Here is a 20,047-nt window from a genome sequence, read left to right on the forward strand (position 1 = left end):
TTTTCAATGCTATGGCTAATGCTTTAACTAAGTGGCTGATTACCCTAATTTTATTGGTGCAGAGTAGTATGTATTCTTTGCACCAAGGATAGTATGTTTTGGCAAAAGTATTTTTTTATTATCACACTTAGAGCTGATTCGTAAAGAAAACCTTAAGCTGCCATTCGCTTGATCATCAGACGAATCAATGAGCCATAAATCATTGCTTCACTTAGCTCGGTGTACAACTCATAATCCTTACTCAAACGCCGAAATCGATTGAGCCAACCAAATGTCCGTTCTACAATCCATCGCTTTGGCAATCGCTCAAATGTTTCGATATCCTTTCAATTACCTCAACACGAACCTGTTCTCCACAAACGTGCTTAACGGCTTGAGCAAAGTTTTTCTCCCGAATAACCTTGATCTACCCAAACAACTTCCAATTTAGACAATTCCTCGGCTGCTTCATGCAGTACAACCACAGCACCCAAACGTTCTGACGCATTGGCTTGAGTCACTAAAACGCCAATCAACAACCCTTGAGAATCTACAACTATATGTCGTTTACGCCCTTTAACCTTCTTACCACCATCGAAACCGTAGACCTCCCCTTTTTTTCCGTGGTCTTCACGGATTGAGAATCAGCGATGTCTTCGACGGGCTACGCCTACGCCACGGTAGACTTTTCATCTCTCCCTAAATCTTGTCGGAGTTTATGCCGCACTTGGTCGTGAATTGTCTGCCAAATGCCTTTACGTTGCCATTTCTGAAAGTAGCCATACACCGTTGTGTAAGGAGGAAGATCATGAGGTAGCATTTCCCACTGACAACCAGTCCTTTGTACGTAGAAAATAGCGTTGAGAATTTCTCGTAAATCTACTTCTACAGGATGCCCAAATCCCTTGGGTGTAGGTAGAAGAGGCTTGATAAACCATTCAGCATCGCTTAAATCACTTGGGTAGGGTTTGCGGTGTGGATTCTCAATCGCTGGTAGACGGCTCATCGACAACAAAATAACTACACTCGGTTTAGCCTATAACCTGGGTCAACCCAGATTCACTTCTTTTTAGATTTTCTTTACGAATCAGCTCTCAGAGCTATATTTCCAACAATGGGGCTTATATCCCTATGGAGAACGTTGGCGAAATGGTGAAGCTATTGCTACTGGATTTGTGGAATCAACGGTTAATCAAGTCTCATTTCTTGCACCAACCGTAGTCACACGTACAAGCTAGATAAACCAGTGTTTAAGTATAACAGTAGGTGAATAGAATCAGGTAAGTAGTTTTTGTTTTAAAAAGAACTTAATTCATGTAATGAATACAGAGAATGCGAGATAGCTGAATGCAGAGGCTGTTTGACCTGAGCATAAAGATGATTGCATCTTTGTCTCAAAATATGAGAGAAAGGGCGTGAAATGTATTTCGATAAAAAGCAAGAAAATGCTTGCCCACGCCCAAAATTTAGTTTACACCCTTAAAGAGTTGATGCCCACGCAGTATCAAAAAGATAATCTAGAAGCGATGCTGGCATTATTTTTAGAGGCACATTGAACGAGCTGGTGAGTTAGCTGGTTTACCTTTCCCTATTCATGCTCATATGCTAAGGCATGGGACGGGTTATTATTTGGCTAATCGAGGTATTGACACTCGGACAATTCAAAGTTACTTGGGACATAAAAATATTCAGCACACAGTTCGTTACACCGAACTTGCATCTACTAAATTTCAAGGTCTTTGGGATGATTAATGCCCATCTCCCCCGAAAAAAATCGCTCTCCTATTACATCTGAGAACACATGGCTTGACGAGTTAAGTGGACTGCTGATGATAAAATTTCTGCTGCGTGTTCAATTTCCAAAGAATTAGTAAATTTACCTATGCCAATACGCAACGCTCCTTCAATAACTTCTTTTGGTAAAGCATAGCTTGAAGAACATGAGAAGGTGTTTCTACACCAGATGAGCAAGCGGCCACCTGTAGAGATAGCTAGTTTATTACGGACTCTGGCAATGATTGCACTGTTAGGGAACATCAGGAATGGAGATATGGAGGTTGCCAGATAACCGGGAACTTACATCGCCATTGATGACTAGACCAGGGATTTTACTTAGTAGTAAGCTTTGTAATTTATCTCTCAGTTCAGCGATCGCTTTTTCATCCTCTTCCATTTCTAGCAGTCGTAGGCGACAAGCTTCTCCCAACCCAACAATACCAGGAACATTGAGAGTACCTGACCTGATTCCTTTTTGATGTCCACCACCAAAAAAATGGGATTGAGGTGATGTGCTTTTCTCACAACTAAAGCTCCTGTACTTTTGTCCCATAGAGTTTATGCGCAGAAATTGCGAGGTAAGTAATGCCCCATTCTTCAAAAATTGATAGGGATTTTACCTACAGCTTGGGAAGCATCGCACAAAAAAGGAATGTTATAATTTTGAGCTATTTTTCCAACTTCTTGAATGGGATAAATATTACCAATTTCATTGTTAGCTGCCATCACAGATACCAGCGACAGCCCTGATGCACAGGCTTTTTCTACATTGTCTAAGTCTAATCTACCTTTTGAATCAACACGCAAGTTTATAATTTCAGCTAATCCTTTTTTTGCCAATGTATAGCAGGTATCTAAAATGCTTTGTGTTCAACGGGTAAAACAGCAATACGAGGTTTAATTTTTGCAGTGTTATCAATAGTTATGCTGCCTTGAATGACTAAATTAATACTTTCTGTAGCTCCAGATGTAAAAATTATTTCTTTAGATGATGCACCAGTTAATTTAGCTACGTTAACAGATGCTTGAGAAACCGCCTTGTTTGCTTCGTCACCATAAATATGATCAACGCTACTAGCATTACCAAATGCAGTGATCATGTAATGCAACATCAATTCTGCTACCCGCCGATCGACAGGTGTTGTGGAGTGGTAGTCGAGATATATAGAGTTAGCTGTTTGAATCACTTGACATCAACGGAAATTTCTTGACCTAGTTGCCTAAATTCATCGTCGAGATAATACAGCGAGTTTCGGATATATTGACGTATCCTACAGGCAGGTTGTAGGCAATCTCGCCGATAATCTTCTAATGTTAGCTGTAAATGTGGATAAAGAATTTTCAAAAATCCTGATGCTGATTTGAGAATTGCATTTTGATCGCGAACTGTTGTATTTTTCTCGAATTGAGTATGCTCCTGTGTGTAAGATAAAAAACGATTATCTTGGCGTAGAGATAGTAACACTTCGCCAAAAAAGTCCATTTTTAAACCAACTTGATTAGCAATCATTTCTCGTTTAAATTTAGGAATTTCCCATCCGGGAATTATGCCTACAAAGCGGTCTAGCAATGCTGTTTCGCCGAAAAATTTTGGTAGTTCCCCAATTAAATTATCTTCATTTCGCGGACGTAATTGCTCATCTAGTTCAATATTTGCTAGCATGACAAGGGAGCAATCGCTGGAAATATCCGCAAAGCCGGAACGGTTATAGCGTCCACTAGCAAGATAATTCTTTAAGGGGCCAATCACTTCATCATTGTTGTCAAAAGTTAAGCTTTGAACTTCGTCTAAAACAACAACATCATGACGACCGAGTAAACCGACTTCTCTGGTTTGACCATTGATGAAAAGCTGTGCAGGGGTAACTTTACCGCCACTTATTAGACATACTTTACTGCTGATATTTTCAAATACGAAACTTTTCCCAGTACCTTTAGGCGCTAATTCCATAATATGGTAATTAGATTCTACTAAAGGTAATAATCTAGATAATACCCAGGTTTTTGCATCTTCACTGTAGCTTGGGTGTTCGGGATTAAATCCCATTGAGCAAAATAATAAATTTTTCCATTGTTGTGTATTAAAGTTTTCTCGAAGCTTGGCATAACTTTGTAAATTAATTTGCGAACATTGGAAAGGCTCAAAATCCATTACTTCTACAGTGCCGTCAGGAAGCATAACTAGATCAATTTTCCCCCAAACGCCTTGGCGAAGAAGCATTGTATGGCGTTCTACAATTGTGGGAGAAATTCTACATTCATCTAAATTTAAGACTTTGATTTGTGCTAATGGGTCGGGAATTAATTTACCTTCGTTATTTACTTTAATCCGGACGCGCATGAGGGCAATAATTTTTTTAGCTTTTCCTTGGGATAACTCAAACATGATTTCGTTGTAGTCATCTTTGCGGGGAAAGGCTTTTTTGACAAAGTTATTGATTTTTTCTAATTCTGGGGTAGTAAGTTTTCCAGTTCCCGGGACAACTTTATCAAGCAGCCATTCGGCAACAAAACTAGGTATTCCAGCGGAACTTAATCCACTTGATGGTAATCTATTTTTATCAATGCTCAGATTGCCAAAAACATCAATAATTAAATCCTGATTATAAGCTAATAGTTCGTTAGAATTCATCTATATTAAATCCTGCAATACCACTAATAAATATTTGTTCAACTTTGAATGTCGAGTCAGCAGCAAGACTTGTACTCATTATTTCACAGCTAGGAAATCGAAAATTTAATTCGCCGCTTAAGCTGAGGATATCGCCTTCATAACCAGGTGGTAACTCTGGTACTTTTGGAATATCTATCGTCAAGGTTAATTTATCATTTGTTGGGATGATTGTTTCTAAGGGCATTCCATAATTGAGATTCGATAATTCATGAATACGTATGCATACATCCATTAAGGGTACGGAGTTAGGATTATCAATAGTAATTTCTAACTTGCCGATTTTTCCTACTTCTCCTTCGCCACGGCAATATACTAGCACTGGACGGCGTTGTACAGATTTTCGCAATATAGATACGCCAATAACAACTTCTTCGGGAAATAGCCCACCGTGGGAACCGAAAGTTTTTTGATTTTGAGAGTAGCTAAAAGAACTTAGAGTAGCAGCACCTTTAACAATACTGATATCGTGAGGAAGTCCGTAGCGATCGCTTTCTAAAACTACGAACCGAGGATCGTCGATTTTTCCTATAACTATTCTTCCTTGGGCTTCTAGGTTGTCAGGGTAGGTGATTTGTTCGCAGACACCTAAAATTTGTCCGCGATCGCTAGTAACGATAACTTGTAGTTGTTCTGGGTAAGAATGTTCGGCAACGAAAGATTGGATTTCTCTGGCGATTCCTTCCAAGGTGTGGGGGCGTTTAACTTTATACCAGTGTTGCCAATCTCGTTCAGTTTGGTGTAATTCGTCAAATTGTTGCGTATCCCAACAATAAAGCTTGTGTTTGCCTTTTTTTAAATCTTGAAGGAGTTTGGCTTTATCAGAGTCTGTATAACGCTTTCCTATTTCCATTTTTGGCAAGGCTTTTCCTGCATCTTTAACCCAAGCAGAATCGTTAGGTAAAAGTTGTGTGTAAAGACTCCATTTGGCGTATGCAGTTGTTGTAGGTAAGATGCTGAAGCGCGGTTGGATATAAGTTTCTATGGCGAGTTGCTGGTTTTGTGTGAGGAAGGATAACAGTTCTAGATGATCTAACCAGCCTAAGCCATCAATTACAACCCAAAGTACCGGGGAAGTTTGACAGAGATTTTGCACTAGAGATGCAACACTGTAATTTAATTGTGAATCTTTAACATCATTTTCCTTCATTTGGGGATAGTGATGTAATATCCATACCACAAAACTATCAGCCAAGCGATCGCTTATATTTTGTGCAGAGATGGGCTGATGGATCGCTATTTCCCAACGACGAAAAGGTAAATAACTTTCCGTAACCCACCTCAAGGCTTCTTGGGGAGTAGCTTGAATATCAAGGGGTTCGGGAATAGGTGGAGGCTGTTTATTGCTGAGTGTTTCTCGCTGCTGATGACTGAGATAGGCAGCAATTTTCTTTTCTCGAACTTTATTCAGCAAGTTAGGTCGATTCTCAAGGACATTATAGGCAACAGTTGCAATCCGCTCACAACCAACTTGTTCGCTGAGAATGAGATTTTCTAATATTTGTCCATCTGAACGGTATAGTTGTTGTTCCCAGTAGCGATCAAACTCTTGTGTTAAACAATTGGGAATTGCTAAGGGATATTTAGGTAGTTCTGTAATAGCTGGTTCTGCGATTCCTAGCCAACGGCGTAAAAGTTTAAGCTTATCTGATGTTTGGTAGTATATTCCTAAGTTATGCTCTAGAAATTGGTTTTGCCATACTCGTTCTAAAGGTTTGCACTCTGGCGGTACTTGAATCGCCAGCCAAGCAGCTAAATTCTCTATGGAAGGTTCGCCTAACCATATTTGCTTGTCAGTTTCGGTAATATCCGCTAATAAATGTGCAATTGGATTATCTTGCGGATAAAAGTCAAGTTTAGTGGCTACCGCTAGCTGTTGGTTTTCTGTCCACTCGCTGGGTAAAGGTAAGGAACCAAAAGTTTCTTGTAAGCGCAGGCGTGGATCTTGTTTAATTTCGGTGATCGCATCTAATTTGTTCCAAGCTTTTAGCCATTCTTGCGCCCAATCACATAATCTTTTACCTCTCACCCAGTAGGGAGAATTAGTAATACCAAAAGATTCCATCCACTCAACTTCTGTGGTAATACCAATGTATCCCAGTGGAATTTCGTATTTTCCTGTGGGGTCTAAAACTATTGGTTTATCTGGGTCAATTTGACTTTGACTTGTCAATTTTGGCAGAGTAAATAAGTTAAACGTTGTTGGGGTTGTATTGGCAGTTATTTGTTGTGTTTGCTTGACTTTATATCCGGTTTTGGGAGATATTTGTACTGATTTAATTTCTGACGATAAACTTCTTGGCTCAGATTTTCTCAGACAAGAAAGGTTATTAATTGCCTGTAAAAATTCGGCTGCATCAGTAAATCTCTCTGTGCGTTGAGGTGCGATCGCTCGCATCATTACTTGTACTAATTCATCGCTTAAATTCTCGCATCCCTCTAATTCGCTGGGATTGCGGGGTAATTTCCGTTTTGGTGGTTGTGGTTCATCAAAGGGGTAGCGACCTGTAACACATTCATAAAAAACTATACCTAAAGCATACACATCTCTATCGATTTTTTCGGCTAAACTCAAATCTATTGTTAATTTGCAGTCCGGGGGAATGTAGCGACGAGTTCCAGCACTAATAGTCATTTCATCGCTGTCTGATACGGCGACATTAAAATCAAGAATTCGCACACCTTGGCCAGTTAAAAGTAGATTAGAAGGTTTGATATCTTGGTGACAAACTTTGTATTGGTGCAAGTGTAATAAACCAGCAGCAGTCTGTTTAGCAATTTCAACTGCTTTTTCGAGACAAAGAGTTTGGTTTGCAATTAGAGATTCAATATCTTGTCCAGCGATATACTCAAAAACAATGAAAGGAGTATCATCTTTTAACCGACTGGCAAATATAACTTCCACAATATGAGGATGCTTGGGAACCTTTAATAAAGCAGTATACTCTTGTTGGAGTCGTTCATACACAGAACGGCGATCGCGAGTAACTAATTTGAGTACCAAATCTGTTTTGCGGAGGATATCAAAAACATGATAAGCTACAGCAAAACTACCCGGTCGCCCCAATCGCTGAATTATCCGATATTGCTCATCAACAATTGTATCGGCAGGCAAGTTAGTGATATCTAGATTTGGTAGAGTTGCAAGTGGAATTAAATCCTGTAATGCTGCATCAGCATGAGGATAGCGGTCTTTGGGAGCAAAAGCAGATAATTTTTGCAACCATTTATCCCAATCCGATGACAGTTCAGGATTGTGTTCCGATGGCTGAATGGGAAAAGTAGCGTTGCATTCAGAAATTTGATTAGCATCTGCGAAAGCTGGAACGCCCGTCAACAGTTCGTAAAATACTAAGCCAACGGAGAACAAATCAGAAACAACGCTGGCTTGAGAAGGATCGTTTTGACATTCGATAGCTTGGTAAGCAGCATATTTTTCCAAGTCATCGATAATATCATCTGCGATCGTGCTGGTGCGATCGCAAATACGCGCATAATCGAAATTTACTAAACGAGCTTGACCGATAGTAGTAATTAAGATGCTATCGGGTGTAATATTACGATGAATCACACCATGTTTATGGGCGTGTTCTAAGCCCGATAAAACATCTCGCATCACTGCTAATTTTTGTTCCCAATTGAGACTTTGCTTTTTGATATGTTGGTGCAAAACTTGCCCTGGTACATCTTCATTTACCATTACTAAACAATCATGTTCTCGACTTTCAAAAAAGTCTTGCACGCTGAGAATATTTGGATGGGATGGTAATTGGCGAACTGCGCGAAATGCTGTACCGATCAGTTTATATTGTTCTTGACGTTTGCTAGTTTCTAGCAGTGGATCGACTTGATAAACACGCAATCTTGCTGTCCAGCTACTCATACCCATCATTAAATGTTTAGCACGATATTCTGTATATCGCTCATTGCTACTAAGTTTATCTTCTACTTGCCAATCACGATATCTTTGCGGTGCTGTTTTCGGTCTAGATTTCCCCTGGATTGCTCTTTCAACTGTTGTAATATAATGTTTAATATCTTGATAGCGATAGTCAGGAATATAAGCTTTATTTTTAAAGTATTTCAGGCAACGTTCATCTAAATATGTTATGTGTTCACCATCTTTATCCCCGCGATCAATAATTTTGACATCAATATTTGTCATTAACACTGCCGCTTGGATGTGAACTTTCCGCAACTCACTGTCCTTGACGCGATTAGCATCACAAATCATCGTACTCAGGACTTTTGCGTGTTTTCTTAATTTTTTTAAAGGCGATAAAAAGGGTTGGTAATTATCTGGATACCAATTAGGGTCATAAATTTCGATATTACCATGCCAATTTTTAATATCTACCACATAAACGCAGTGTGGGGCGATGAGAATTAAATCCACCTCACAAATTTCTACACATTGCTTAATTTCCAGGTTCGTAAAGAGTTTGTAGGAATCAGGTAAATTGTCACGCAGATACTCAAAAGCTTTGCGTTCTGATTCATTTTCTGGCTCTCCAAAATGACAGAGTTCAGCCATCAAAACTCCTCCGTAGTCCCTGATAAATATTGTGGCAGTTTTTTCAGTAAGTTTTCTCGTCGTTCATGGGGTAATTGTTGGAATAAGGTAATAATTTGACTTTCCTTATCTTGATTTTGAATTTCTACACAATTATTAATAATTTGTGCTAAAACTTGTTGTTGCTCGGCTTGTAGTATGTGTTGGTATTGATATTGCTGTTGTTTTATGGACTTGAGTAATTCATGTGCACGATCCAGTTTCTTGGCTGAGTTGGTAGATTGTAACTGTTGGCTTTGTGTTTCTAAACTTTCTAACCATTTAATAGCAGCATTGCGTTGCTGATTTTTAATCTGCTGCTGGGTTTGTTCTAATTGTGCAACCATTGCATCAAACCGAGTTAATACTGTTGCGGGAATTTCCTCAATTTCCGAACGCCACTTTTGCAACCGTTCTTTCTCTGCTTGACAAGCCTGTACTGTATCTACTTTTTGAGTTGCGAAAATTTGCAGCAGGTTTGAAAGTAAGTTAACTTCAGTACAAATAGATTTATAGCGTTCTTCTTGTTGGGATTGGTGATAGTAACTAGACTTGCTATTAATCTCTGCTTGCAGCTTTTGAGCTTCTTTTTGAGTTTTGATATTGCTTAATTTATTGTAAAGCTCGTTCAGCTGGTCTGTATATCCTTGTATTTTTTGATGTAGATTTGTTTGTAATTGCTCAATCTGCTGTCTGAAACGCTCTAAATTATGTAAATTGGCTTGCTTGTTATTGATAGTTGTGAGAGTGCGATCGCAAGATGCAATCGAGTTACTTTGTTGTTCGAGAATCTCCCAATGGCGAATTAGCTCTAGGTCAGCTGCTAAGGAATCTATTTCAGCTTGTAGTTGCTGATAAGCGGGATATTCTGTAGAATCTTTAAAGACAAAATTCAACTGAGCATAATCTTTTTTAATGCTGTCTATGTCTTTGGACTTTTTGACTATTGACAAACGTTGTTGCAAACCATGCAGTTGATTTTTAAATGTTGTAACTTTATTGGTGAACTCTTGAATTAATTTATCGACTTCATAAATGTATTTTTCTGGATAATAAAAATTATTTTTTAGCTGATGGATATTGGTAAGGGCCTCTTCACAAAGATGAACGGTATTTGCTTTTGATAAAGTATGTTGGCGAATGGAATGTAGTATTTGCTTATCTTGCTGTTGTTTTTGAAAATCTTGATACTGAGTTTGCAGATTTTCTTCGGCTTCCTGCAACTCAGCGATCAATCTGCGAAAATCATCACAAGTTGTGACAAATTGTTTAGTTTGTTGCAGAGATTGATTTATTTGCTCATAATCTGAATCTTGATTTATTGGCTGCGTGCATTTCTCGATAATTTTTCTCAGCCCTTCTAAAATAGCTTCATAGCCTTGAGATTTTAAATGTTCTAATTCCTGTGGCTTATTTTTTAAAGCTGCGTCTTTAATGACAATCGGTAATCTTAACTGATTTAAATCACGATATGCTGTAAAAGCCTCAGATAAATTTTTCGCATTTTTAGCCCCTTGTAATTTTCTGACTGCGTCTGCAATTATATCGTGAATCTCTTCAGATTCTTGTTCTTCTGTCTCGCGTTGCAAAATTATATCTTCTACACGCCGACGCAGGTTATTTAATCTTTGTTTACTCTCTTCATCAGTAAAACGGTTAATTTCTTGATTGATGCTATTACTCAACTGCATCGCTGAGGTGCGTGACATAGATTGAGAAAACTGATGTTCCCAATCTGAGATTTTTTGTATTAATGCTTCTTGTTTAGCCGCTAAAGCTTGAATGATATTTTGGTAAATATCTGTTTCTCTAACAGCAGGTACAGTAGCAGCTTGATTATCGATTCGAGTTTGAATATCAATATATTCAGTTTGTGTAGCTAATGAACTTAAGCTGTGATAAATTCTTTGAATTTCCGCCAAACAATTATCAATTTTTGTTTGTTCTGTAATTTCTACTAACTTAGCAGTAGCAGCTTTTGAAGCTGTGTTTAATTCTTCAATAAACCGAGATGGTAAATAATTAGCTGGCTGAATCAAATTGATTGTTTGATTGATATCAGCTTGAACCTCTGTACAATCTGCTACGGTACGTATTAATTGAACTTGCTTAATTTTCTCTGTAATAATCCCACCAATTTTTTCAATATTTGATTGTAAAATTTCTTCTCTTTCTGCTTTTTGTTGCGATGTCAGGCTGATAGATAAACCGAATTCACTGATAACAGTAAATTTGTCATGTAAGCTATTACAGATTAACAATAATTGCTCAATATCTACAGCATCATTTGATAATCGCAGTAAAATTTTAGCCTGTGAAACAGGAGCTAATCTTTGATTAATGCTTTCTACACTAGATGCAAGTTTATCTTTGATATTGGTAATTTCTTTAACTTTAACTGGATCTGGATTATTAGCTAAATAATCATTGATTTCTTGAATAAATTGCTGTGCTTGGTCAAAAGTAAGAGAATTTGGAACTTCTGGACAGGTGATTGGTTGATGTCGAATTAGCTGAGTTTTAGACCTATTAAGAATCCATTTTTGAACAAAATGTTTAGGATTATCAAAAATATTTGTAGAAGCCCAGTCTTTTACGGGTTTTGTAACTATCTTAACCTCCTCGGAGCTTTTCTGAGGAATACCAAATCCACCTTTGAGAAATACTTCGGAACGGTGATAAGCTAGCCATCCAGCAAATAATATTGTGAAAGTATATTCGTTATAACCATAGGGTGGTTTAGCAAGAGCTTCCCAGATTTTTGCTATATCTACAGTTTTTTCGGATTCATTACCTAATGCAGTTAAAGCGGAGATTTTATCCCAAGCTGCTTTGACATTTGATTGAATTGGTACCTGGACATAATATTTTGCAGCGGAATCGAGTTTAAGCAGCCTCCAAGATTTTTCAAAAACAGGTTCAATCAAATTTTTGTATGCTTGATGAGGAAATGCTTTGGAACGCAAATCATCTTCTAATAATCGCTTACAGGTGTAACCAATTATCTCTCCTCCCTTGGTACTCTTCAGAGCTAGTTTGTCGTTCTTTTCCTGTGGTGCTACTTGTGGATAAAGGTTTTGAAGAAGTATACTTGTAACTTTGGATAAGTTAGTGCGCTCGCCTACTGGCACTCTATCCAAAATATGGCAATAATAAGTGCAGGACTTAAATAGTTCTTCTACTTTATTTTTTATTTGCCCTTCAAGTTGCTCTTTGAGTTGTGTCAAAGCATCGCCACATTCTTGAACACTTTTTTCCCTTGCACATTCCAACATTAACAGTAATCTAGCAATTTCATCGGCTGGTTGAGATGCGACTGCTACAGCTATTTTACGTTTAATAGATGTCAAATCATTAGGAGGAGGCTCAAGTAGCTGGCTCATCTCATTTTTGAGCGAAGCTAATTCTTCACTAGTTTCTGCAACTACGTATGCAACTGTGCCAATTTCATCGGTTGGAGATTGTTGATTATTAAGTGCTTCCCATAAGTCAATAGTAGTATGAACAGTAGCTTTAAACAACCAATCACTACTATTAAGCTTATTTTGCTCAATAAATTGAACTGGAATTATATTATTACTTGCACCCCATAAGTGCAACTTTCCCTGACAAAAATCTTTAACTTTTTTAATTTCTAAGCTTCTATTACCAACTTCCTCTTCAATCCGTTTGCGTAAATCTTGTATTCCAAAACCACCAGCATAAAAACGGTAAACATTATTTGCGGGATTGTAAAAAATTACTTGCCTTTCTTGGCTTAATCTTTCCAAACTCACTCTTAGTTGTGCTTGAGACATTCCAGTTAGCAAACTAAGAATATTTTCATGTTTTTCGTTATCAGATTTCTTTAATTTATCAACGCTAACACTTGCATAGTAAAGGAATAAAGCTTTCAGAACTATAAGTTCTTCAATATTAGCAGACGCAATTATGGAATCATAGGCATATTTATAATCCGAATAAGCGGAATAATCAGATACCTTAAAATTATCCAAAAAAGCATCAACTAATGTAACTGGATAAATAAAATTGATGTTATCGTTTTTTTCAACTGGTTGATCTTGAATAAAGTCTGCAACATCTGTTTGGACAAATTGGATTGCCGTACGTCCCTGAGTAAAATTTAAATTACAAAGTAAATAAGAAGTTAGAGGATGGAGTGGGAAGCAACCTACAGTAATTTGATTGAAAAAATTTTGTGGTAGCCAGTTACGTATTTGATAAGAATTAGCCGTACGATTTTGATAGATTTCTGTGCTAAGTGCAGTTAACGTATTGCGCCATTTTGGATAAAAATGTTGCCAAGCAGAGCTTCTTTTTTGCTGGAATAATAAGTTATTAAGTACCAATTCTAAGCTAGCAGCAGGTTCATATGTTGTAGGCAGTAATTCTAAGCGTGAAACTAATCTGTTATAGTCTTCTATATGCTTTAGCGGAGTAACTCTTTTAGGGCTTCTCTGACTAAAGCACAGAAGAGCTACTTTTCCCTTAAACCTCTCACAAATATTTGTAATACCTTGTAGTGTTGTGCTACCTGCTCGAACTGGGTCATTTGCCCAAAGTTGCAGATAATTATATAATTCATCAAATAAAATTAATACACCCTGAAAACAGCAATTTTCGCCTGTGCAGAGTTTAGTTATTACATTAGAAAGAATTTCTTCAACATCGATATCAACATCAAAATCAAGAGGTAAACCTGTACCAGTTAATTGACGACTAATTTCTTTAACACGAGAAATAACTTGATAGTTATCTTCACGTAACAGATCCATAATTGTATCTAAGTCGCCTTCTGGATTTCCTTGTGCTTGTAAATAAGCCTCAGCTGCTTGACGGTCTTTTGCATTGAGATTCTCAAGGTACTGGAGAGGTGCTTGACATATCTTTTGACCAATAGATTCTGTAATACCTTCAGATTCTAGAGATTTTCGCAAAGCTTGGAGAAAATGTTTTTTTAAGTCTATGGGTTTGTCACCGCTAAGACAAATAACTAGGTTCTTACCTTGTTGTTTATAAAGCTTTAAATTTTCTAAAATATAATTATCACTAGAAGTAGAATTTTCTATTTGTTGTAGAATACCGATGACTTCAGGGCTGTTATATGGTTTCTGAAAAAAGTTAGCAAGTGCCAGCGCAAAGTGAGACTTACCTTTACCATAATCCTGCACCATTAGGTGAACATTTGGTTCACTAGGGCTATAAAAACTTTGCCTGACAGCATACAATACACCTACTGTAGAAGTTTTCAGCTTCTTGGTATCAGAGTCAAAATTAAATACAAAACCCTTACATAAACGCAAATTTTTATCAGAGTCATCCATGAGATCAAAGCTAACAGCATTAGCCACAAGTGCTGCTTGATTAATCGTAACTAGTTGGTTAAGGAGAAGCATGAGTAAACTAACCCTGTAAGCTTATAGAATAGATAATTTAGATACGTTTAATTCGGCTTTCGTCCCAATTGGGAGGAGATAATTTGCTTGGTAGTAAAATCCAAAGAATACTTTCTAAATGCCGTGTATTCAAAAGATTTTGCCAGAACAAAGTAATTGGGCTTTCTGGTTGTACGCATAAATATGTAATTAGCCTATCAAGGTCTTTAAAAATAACTAATGGCTTGTCTGTTTCTGCACAAATTGCCTTAATACTATTTAACTCTCGGTCAAGCCGCATATGTAATGCTAAAAAAGGGCTATTTTGATCTGCAATTCGCTTCAAGAGATGGGTGCGGTAACTGATGCATTCAGCATTTTCACTGTAAGCAAGTTGTCGCAGTTCCAAATCTTTAGGTGTATCCCATAGCAAAATATGGGGGCGATCGCTTGGTTTCGCTTCTCTAAGTCGTAAATCTCTAATAGCCATAAGCTTTCTCCAACAGATCAATTGGATCATCCCAACGGCGAATTACTTGTGATGGAGATACTGTACGTCTTTGCTCAATTAAAGCCAGGGTTTCTAGCTGGTTTAGTTGTTCCTGAAGCACTTCTTTTTCTACACCTAGAATAGGTGCTAGTCCCATTTTTTGCTCTAGGATTTCAGATGTTAGAACTGACGTTGCATTGCCAAAGTCTCGCTTCCACAACTTTGCTAAGAAATAGGCAATTAAGTATGGATTAGGTAACGCTGCATTTCCTATAATAAATTTTTCGTCCTCTAAGGTAATAAATTTACACCCTTTCAAGGGAGATTCCTCTTTTTTATTTAGTGGTAATGCATATACTTTCAAGACCATTGTGAAGTTTTTTATAAGTTTTTCCTCTGTTTCTTGGCCAAAAATAGTGGCACTATGCTGCACCAGGTCGTCAAACGTAAAAATACGATGTTTAGGCAAAAAATTATATACCAAGTAAGACCAGCCACCCCACTCTGATGGATCGTTTGGAGGTTTAGCAAGCCCTTTGTCTCCAAAACTTAAATAGAAGTGCATTAACCAATCTGTAATGAGTGATTCGAGGTAAATATCCTTGTCTAAAACGACTTTTCCTTCAGGACTTAAATGATTGTTACTAACTAAACCAGTCCGAACCGCCCAACTTTTCATTGGGGTTACTTTCTGATTACCTAAACCTGTTCGTTCCATCAACCTTTCTTTGGTGTCGTTCAAGCCTTTTTCTTCAATACAAACTTGAAGAATTTTGAGTAAATCTTCCTTTTTTAGAGCAAAGGTACCATGGAAGCTTAGTTGTAGTTTAGGCATGGACTTTTGTGGTAGATAGAATAGATAACACTTAAGTAATATTAATTTTTTACTATACTTAGAGTACCCATAAAAGTTATAAATGACACATTAAACAAGGCAAAGAATCATCTTCTTCATCCAATACCTCTGCAAGAACCTCGGCAAGAGGTTGATTAGGAGCAGCTTTTTTTTGCTTGGTCATTGACTTCTCATGTTGAGCAATAATTTCATCTTTGCGTTCCAAAAGTTGCAATAAACTTTCCCCATCTGTCCATGTATAAGTACGACCATCGGCATGATTCGATTCATACTCAACTGCTTTTTGAAATAAATCAGGATGTTCCTGCGCTAACATTACCCATTCATATTTACGTTGAAAAAAGCAGAAGAAGCATCCAGAACGACTGCGCCAACGATAATAGTCAGGGAGTCCAATTCCACTATCTTCTAATAGCCGAATAATATCATCCTTAACTAAACCCTTTTCCTTAAAGGGAAACACCGACTTAATATTAGGTTTAGTGGATATATAACCTTCACGGTTTTCATCAGCACGGATTCCAATATAACTAATAGCCTCATCATCTCCTACAAAATCTTCTAAAGGCTTAATTTTCATTTTGACGGTACACCAACGCATTTGGGGTGAAGGTAGTAAACCATCATGAATTACTAACCAATGATCAAAGCCTCGTTTTTCGCTGAGATAGTGAATTTTAATACCCAGACGTGCCTTGATGCGGTCAAGGTATTCGTAAGTCTCTGGTAATTCCTTATGGGTATCGCAAAAAAAGTATTCCATCTCAGGAATTTCCTTATGTAACAAAATAGCCAAGGCAGTACTGTCCTTGCCTCCTGATAGACCTAAGATATGTCTAACTGCTTTTTTGCCCATACTTCCTTTTTTGCTGTTTGTTTTCAATTTTAGAAGCTTTAGTACTAGATTCTGAACTTAGCACATACTCAGTCAATTTAGTAATAACAGCTTGGTGTAATTGCGGACTGTCATACTTCCTTAATATTCCCAAAATTTCCTCAAATACATTATCGATCTGAACTTGATTTTCATGATCAAACCAAACTAATGAATGAGTTTCCTGCCCATCTGGACGTGTAACTGTAATTTTACGTGCTTCAAAACCTTCAGAAGTTCGAGTTTGAGAATCTTTCTGTAAAGCTTCAAGATTTTTGAAACGTCGGGCAAGGTCTGAAAGCTTTAGTTCAAAATTTGTTACATCTTCATCTGTCCAGGATTCAGCAGGTTTATCAGCAACAATCATTAACAGTGCTTCTAACCATTCAGTGTCAGTAGCATCCTCATCTACTGCTGCTTGCACAAAACTTCTAACTCGGCGTTCCAAAACTTGACCGCTCAGATAGCTAGCTCTAACCCGTAAATCCTCTCGCAGTTTTTCTTGCCCACTGCGTACTGCAAAGGCAGCATACAGAAGGGATTGGCACTCGCTAAGTAGACGGTCATAAGCTGTTTGAATCTCATGCAGTGCTGTAACAAGCTTTTTCCGCAAAGTTTTTGCTACTGTGCCATCATCCTCTTCACTGGCAACAATAGGGTTAAGCCCGCAAGCCAAAGGTAAAGAAGTAAACAAAAGTTCATCCGGCTCTTGGGCTTTCTGCAAGTTTTGCAAAACTGCTAATGCTTCGTTACTTAAGCTTTTGGTTTTAGTAGTGTATGATGGTAGCTTTTTAACGAATTGAAATAACGGCTTCACCATAACCAGTAAAGTCGAATTTCTTACACCCCTTGCTTTCAGACCATCCTGCCTACGTAAAATTGACTCAAGCTCTCTAAAAACTTGCGATCGCAGCCCAACAACTTCAAAATATTTAACTCCAAATCGTGATGGATCTTTTACTAATAGCTCGAAATGTTCCGCACCTAAAACAGGGATAAATGTACCGTCCTTATAAATGCCTACATCGTCAATATGGTAAAGCAACACTGCTGCTATCAGTACTGGAATAACTCCACGTTTTACGCCATACGGAGAAGCTTCTAAAATTTTGTAGAGCTTATCTAAAGTTTGTATTTTATCTTTGGACTGCAAGCAATAATCATCTATTGCTTGCCAAATTGTACATATACCAGACTGTTCGTCAGGTGGGTAAAATCCCCATTTTTCATTCTCCTGACGATGAATTCCAGTTTCACCAAGTACAGAATAGTACATAGCTACTTCGGGGCCAAATCCTTCCAAGCAAAGCTTTTCTCGGTCTTGCTTTTCTAGCATTGCTTCTATCAGTTCTCTTCTCGCCTTAGCACCTTGAGAAGTTAACTCACGACGATTTATTAGTTCGTTCCAGAGTTTGATTCCTTGGTGGTAAACCTCATCGCAGATATCTGATAATTTGGCATTAAAATCGGTAATGTGGTTAATTATTTCTTGTTGACTTCCAATCCAACAAATAACATTTGTTGCTATATCGAAAGCTTGAGCAATGGTTTCATCTAACAACTGTTCAGCTTGTACTAATCGATAGCGTACTTCTAACCTTGCAACACCATCACTTTGTAACTCAGTAGCGTTAGATTGAATTTTCTTTAGTGCAGCAAACTCTCTAACTCTAATTCGTAATATATCTAAGTTAGATGGACACAGCAAAATCAATGGTTTACCGTCAGACGTACTTGCAGGTATATTAGTTGGTGGTGCTTCATCTACCCAGTATCCAACCAAGCCATCGCAATCATCGCTAGTACAAGACAATTTTGCTAAATCTTGCAAACCATCTAAATAACGTCGCTCGAAGTAGCGTAAAGTGCCTGTTTTGTAGCTATGGCGTTGAGCAACGATAGGTTTAAGTGGACGAATATTAGATAGAAGAGTAACTAAGGGAGAACGTTCTTTTTCTAGATAACTTGTTAATTCAATATCAACATTAAAATCTGAGCCTTGCCAAATTCGTAGTTCATCTAATTGGCGACGATACGTAATGATACCTTGTTGTAGAAGATGATCAATTACCTGCCCCCAGAGACTTTTATTCTCATCCGAGGGAATCTCACACATCGCTAATGTTACTAAAGTACGAGTTGCTCTTATTGCACCTGTAGTCGTGACAAGGTTTAAAATGCCGATAGTTTTTAAGACTCGCAAACTCTCAACATCTTTACCCTTAGCATCAGCAATTAAATTTTGTATTTCTACCCAACGTTGAAGATTTGGGCGAGAGGCTAAACCAGAACCTACCGCTTCAATAAAATAATCGTAAACTCTATCTAATTTTAGTGTCGGTAGAATATGACTATCAATAGTGTTTTCATTTAAGAATTTCTTAAATGAATATGGCTCATTACTTGTGAGAAAAGTAAATAGTGAACGATCATTTTGAGCATATCGAGTACATAACATTGGTATTACCAATGCTGTAATAGGATGCAAAGGATAAGTATCAGCTAAAATTTCATATGTATAATCATCTTTTATATTATTTGGTAAAAAATCTAACCATTCTGTTACTTGTTTATGAATTAAATTCTTAAATTCTTTAGCTTGTGATTGTTCGATTGCTTGACCAATCAATCGCATCATTTGGGCTGGAGAATCTTTGAAGGGAATATCTTCAAATCTACCTTGAATTTTTGACCACTCATTACGTTGTACCGAAGCTAATCTTTCACTATAATCAGCAAAGGCTTGGTGCAATAAACCTAATATATAAACCTGATAACCTTTATCTTTTGGTAATTCTGCTAATTGTTGTAGTAAATATAAATCTTCTGCACCTTGATTTTGAACAGCAAATTCAAGATTTTTACCTAATTCGTCAATAATCAATACAATTCCTGTAGAAACAGAATTTGCAACTTCCTTAACTAAATTAGGTATTTCTCGACTATCTATTACTTTTCCATCCGCAACCTGCACTCCAAGGTCTACCAGCTTTCGTGCTACTTTTATTTTATTAATTTGTTGACGCGACCAGAAAGTTTCAGCACCTCGTTCTAAAGCTCGAACAATAGTATTACTTAACGGTTCTCGTTGTGCAGCGACTACTGCTCGGAATAACCCTTGAGTAGGTATAACTTCTTTTAAAGCTAAATATTCAGAACTATCAGCACCAAATGTTTGTGCTGCAATTTCTAGCGCGACTTGACGCGACTGACTTTGTTCGGGAGCACATAAAGAAGCAAAAAAATGGGCAAAAGCAGATTTTCCCGTACCGTAAACACTTGTTACAGTCCAAGCACGATGGTCGGAATCTCCAGTTAATCCAGCTAATATTCGTCTAGTTGCATGTACTGACCTTTCAGTCAGAATATAACCCTGCAAGGCATCAATTTTGTCAAAGTCCCGCTCAAGGTTGATAGAACGAGAATAACGACGTTTGAGGCTGAAATAATCAGATAAAGCTTTGTTCATCGTTT

10 protein-coding genes and 2 pseudogenes are annotated in these 20,047 nt (G+C 37.7%); 1 reads left to right on the top strand and 11 read right to left on the bottom strand.

Features of this window, described 5'->3' with window-relative positions:
* Positions 1 to 152: 152 nt before the first annotated feature.
* Positions 153 to 985: pseudogene (locus tag CV014_RS08585) on the bottom strand (IS5 family transposase).
* A gap of 596 nt (positions 986 to 1,581) precedes the next feature.
* Between CV014_RS08585 and CV014_RS08590 the strand changes: the two are divergent.
* Positions 1,582 to 1,731 carry a tyrosine-type recombinase/integrase gene (locus CV014_RS08590; protein ID WP_329608359.1) on the top strand — a complete coding sequence of 50 codons (150 nt, stop codon included), beginning with the start codon at positions 1,582 to 1,584 and terminating at the stop codon, positions 1,729 to 1,731.
* Positions 1,732 to 1,764: 33 nt separating this feature from the next.
* On the opposite strand, the gene CV014_RS08595 is transcribed toward CV014_RS08590, so the two are convergent.
* The 10 genes and pseudogenes from CV014_RS08595 to CV014_RS08640 form a co-directional block, all read right to left on the bottom strand.
* Positions 1,765 to 2,016 (bottom strand): hypothetical protein, encoded by a 252-nt coding sequence (locus tag CV014_RS08595; protein WP_236141662.1) that lies wholly within the window; start codon positions 2,014 to 2,016, stop codon positions 1,765 to 1,767.
* Positions 2,006 to 2,308 (bottom strand): aminotransferase class V-fold PLP-dependent enzyme, encoded by a 303-nt coding sequence (locus CV014_RS08600; RefSeq protein ID WP_236141663.1) that lies wholly within the window; start codon positions 2,306 to 2,308, stop codon positions 2,006 to 2,008. Before CV014_RS08600 ends, CV014_RS08595 begins: the two co-directional genes overlap by 11 nt.
* Before the next feature lie 44 nt (positions 2,309 to 2,352).
* Positions 2,353 to 2,867: pseudogene (locus tag CV014_RS30600) on the bottom strand (aminotransferase class V-fold PLP-dependent enzyme).
* A gap of 71 nt (positions 2,868 to 2,938) precedes the next feature.
* A complete protein-coding gene (gene brxL, locus CV014_RS08610) occupies positions 2,939 to 4,387 on the bottom strand; it encodes a BREX system Lon protease-like protein BrxL (RefSeq protein WP_236141664.1) in 1,449 nt (482 codons plus the stop codon).
* Entirely contained in the window at positions 4,377 to 8,960 is a 4,584-nt protein-coding gene (gene mads6, locus CV014_RS08615; RefSeq protein ID WP_236141665.1) for a methylation-associated defense system protein kinase MAD6, read from the bottom strand. Before mads6 ends, brxL begins: the two co-directional genes overlap by 11 nt.
* Complete coding sequence (locus CV014_RS08620; RefSeq protein WP_236141666.1) at positions 8,960 to 14,374, bottom strand: hypothetical protein; 5,415 nt, start codon at positions 14,372 to 14,374, stop codon at positions 8,960 to 8,962. Before CV014_RS08620 ends, mads6 begins: the two co-directional genes overlap by 1 nt.
* 37 nt (positions 14,375 to 14,411) lie before the next feature.
* Positions 14,412 to 14,843, bottom strand: a complete 432-nt coding sequence (locus CV014_RS08625; RefSeq protein ID WP_236141667.1) for a hypothetical protein — start codon at positions 14,841 to 14,843, stop codon at positions 14,412 to 14,414.
* Positions 14,833 to 15,678 carry a DUF4007 family protein gene (locus CV014_RS08630; RefSeq protein WP_236141668.1) on the bottom strand — a complete coding sequence of 282 codons (846 nt, stop codon included), beginning with the start codon at positions 15,676 to 15,678 and terminating at the stop codon, positions 14,833 to 14,835. Before CV014_RS08630 ends, CV014_RS08625 begins: the two co-directional genes overlap by 11 nt.
* A gap of 76 nt (positions 15,679 to 15,754) precedes the next feature.
* Positions 15,755 to 16,555 carry a phosphoadenosine phosphosulfate reductase family protein gene (locus tag CV014_RS08635; protein ID WP_268964563.1) on the bottom strand — a complete coding sequence of 267 codons (801 nt, stop codon included), beginning with the start codon at positions 16,553 to 16,555 and terminating at the stop codon, positions 15,755 to 15,757.
* On the bottom strand, positions 16,536 to 20,042 hold the full coding sequence (locus CV014_RS08640) for a hypothetical protein (RefSeq protein WP_236141670.1): 3,507 nt from the start codon (positions 20,040 to 20,042) through the stop codon (positions 16,536 to 16,538). The genes CV014_RS08635 and CV014_RS08640 overlap by 20 nt, the downstream gene beginning before the upstream one ends.
* Positions 20,043 to 20,047: the final 5 nt, after the last annotated feature.

Source organism: Nostoc sp. CMAA1605 (genome assembly GCF_021596505.1).
Lineage (GTDB): Bacteria > Cyanobacteriota > Cyanobacteriia > Cyanobacteriales > Nostocaceae > Trichormus.

Coding starts and splice junctions, on each gene's coding strand:
- CV014_RS08590 (WP_329608359.1), top strand. CDS start 1,582: ATGCTAAGGCATGGGACGGGTTATTATTTGGCTAATCGAGGTATTGAC.
- CV014_RS08595 (WP_236141662.1), bottom strand. CDS start 2,016: ATGTTCCCTAACAGTGCAATCATTGCCAGAGTCCGTAATAAACTAGCT.
- CV014_RS08600 (WP_236141663.1), bottom strand. CDS start 2,308: ATGGGACAAAAGTACAGGAGCTTTAGTTGTGAGAAAAGCACATCACCT.
- brxL (WP_236141664.1), bottom strand. CDS start 4,387: ATGAATTCTAACGAACTATTAGCTTATAATCAGGATTTAATTATTGAT.
- mads6 (WP_236141665.1), bottom strand. CDS start 8,960: ATGGCTGAACTCTGTCATTTTGGAGAGCCAGAAAATGAATCAGAACGC.
- CV014_RS08620 (WP_236141666.1), bottom strand. CDS start 14,374: ATGCTTCTCCTTAACCAACTAGTTACGATTAATCAAGCAGCACTTGTG.
- CV014_RS08625 (WP_236141667.1), bottom strand. CDS start 14,843: ATGGCTATTAGAGATTTACGACTTAGAGAAGCGAAACCAAGCGATCGC.
- CV014_RS08630 (WP_236141668.1), bottom strand. CDS start 15,678: ATGCCTAAACTACAACTAAGCTTCCATGGTACCTTTGCTCTAAAAAAG.
- CV014_RS08635 (WP_268964563.1), bottom strand. CDS start 16,555: ATGGGCAAAAAAGCAGTTAGACATATCTTAGGTCTATCAGGAGGCAAG.
- CV014_RS08640 (WP_236141670.1), bottom strand. CDS start 20,042: ATGAACAAAGCTTTATCTGATTATTTCAGCCTCAAACGTCGTTATTCT.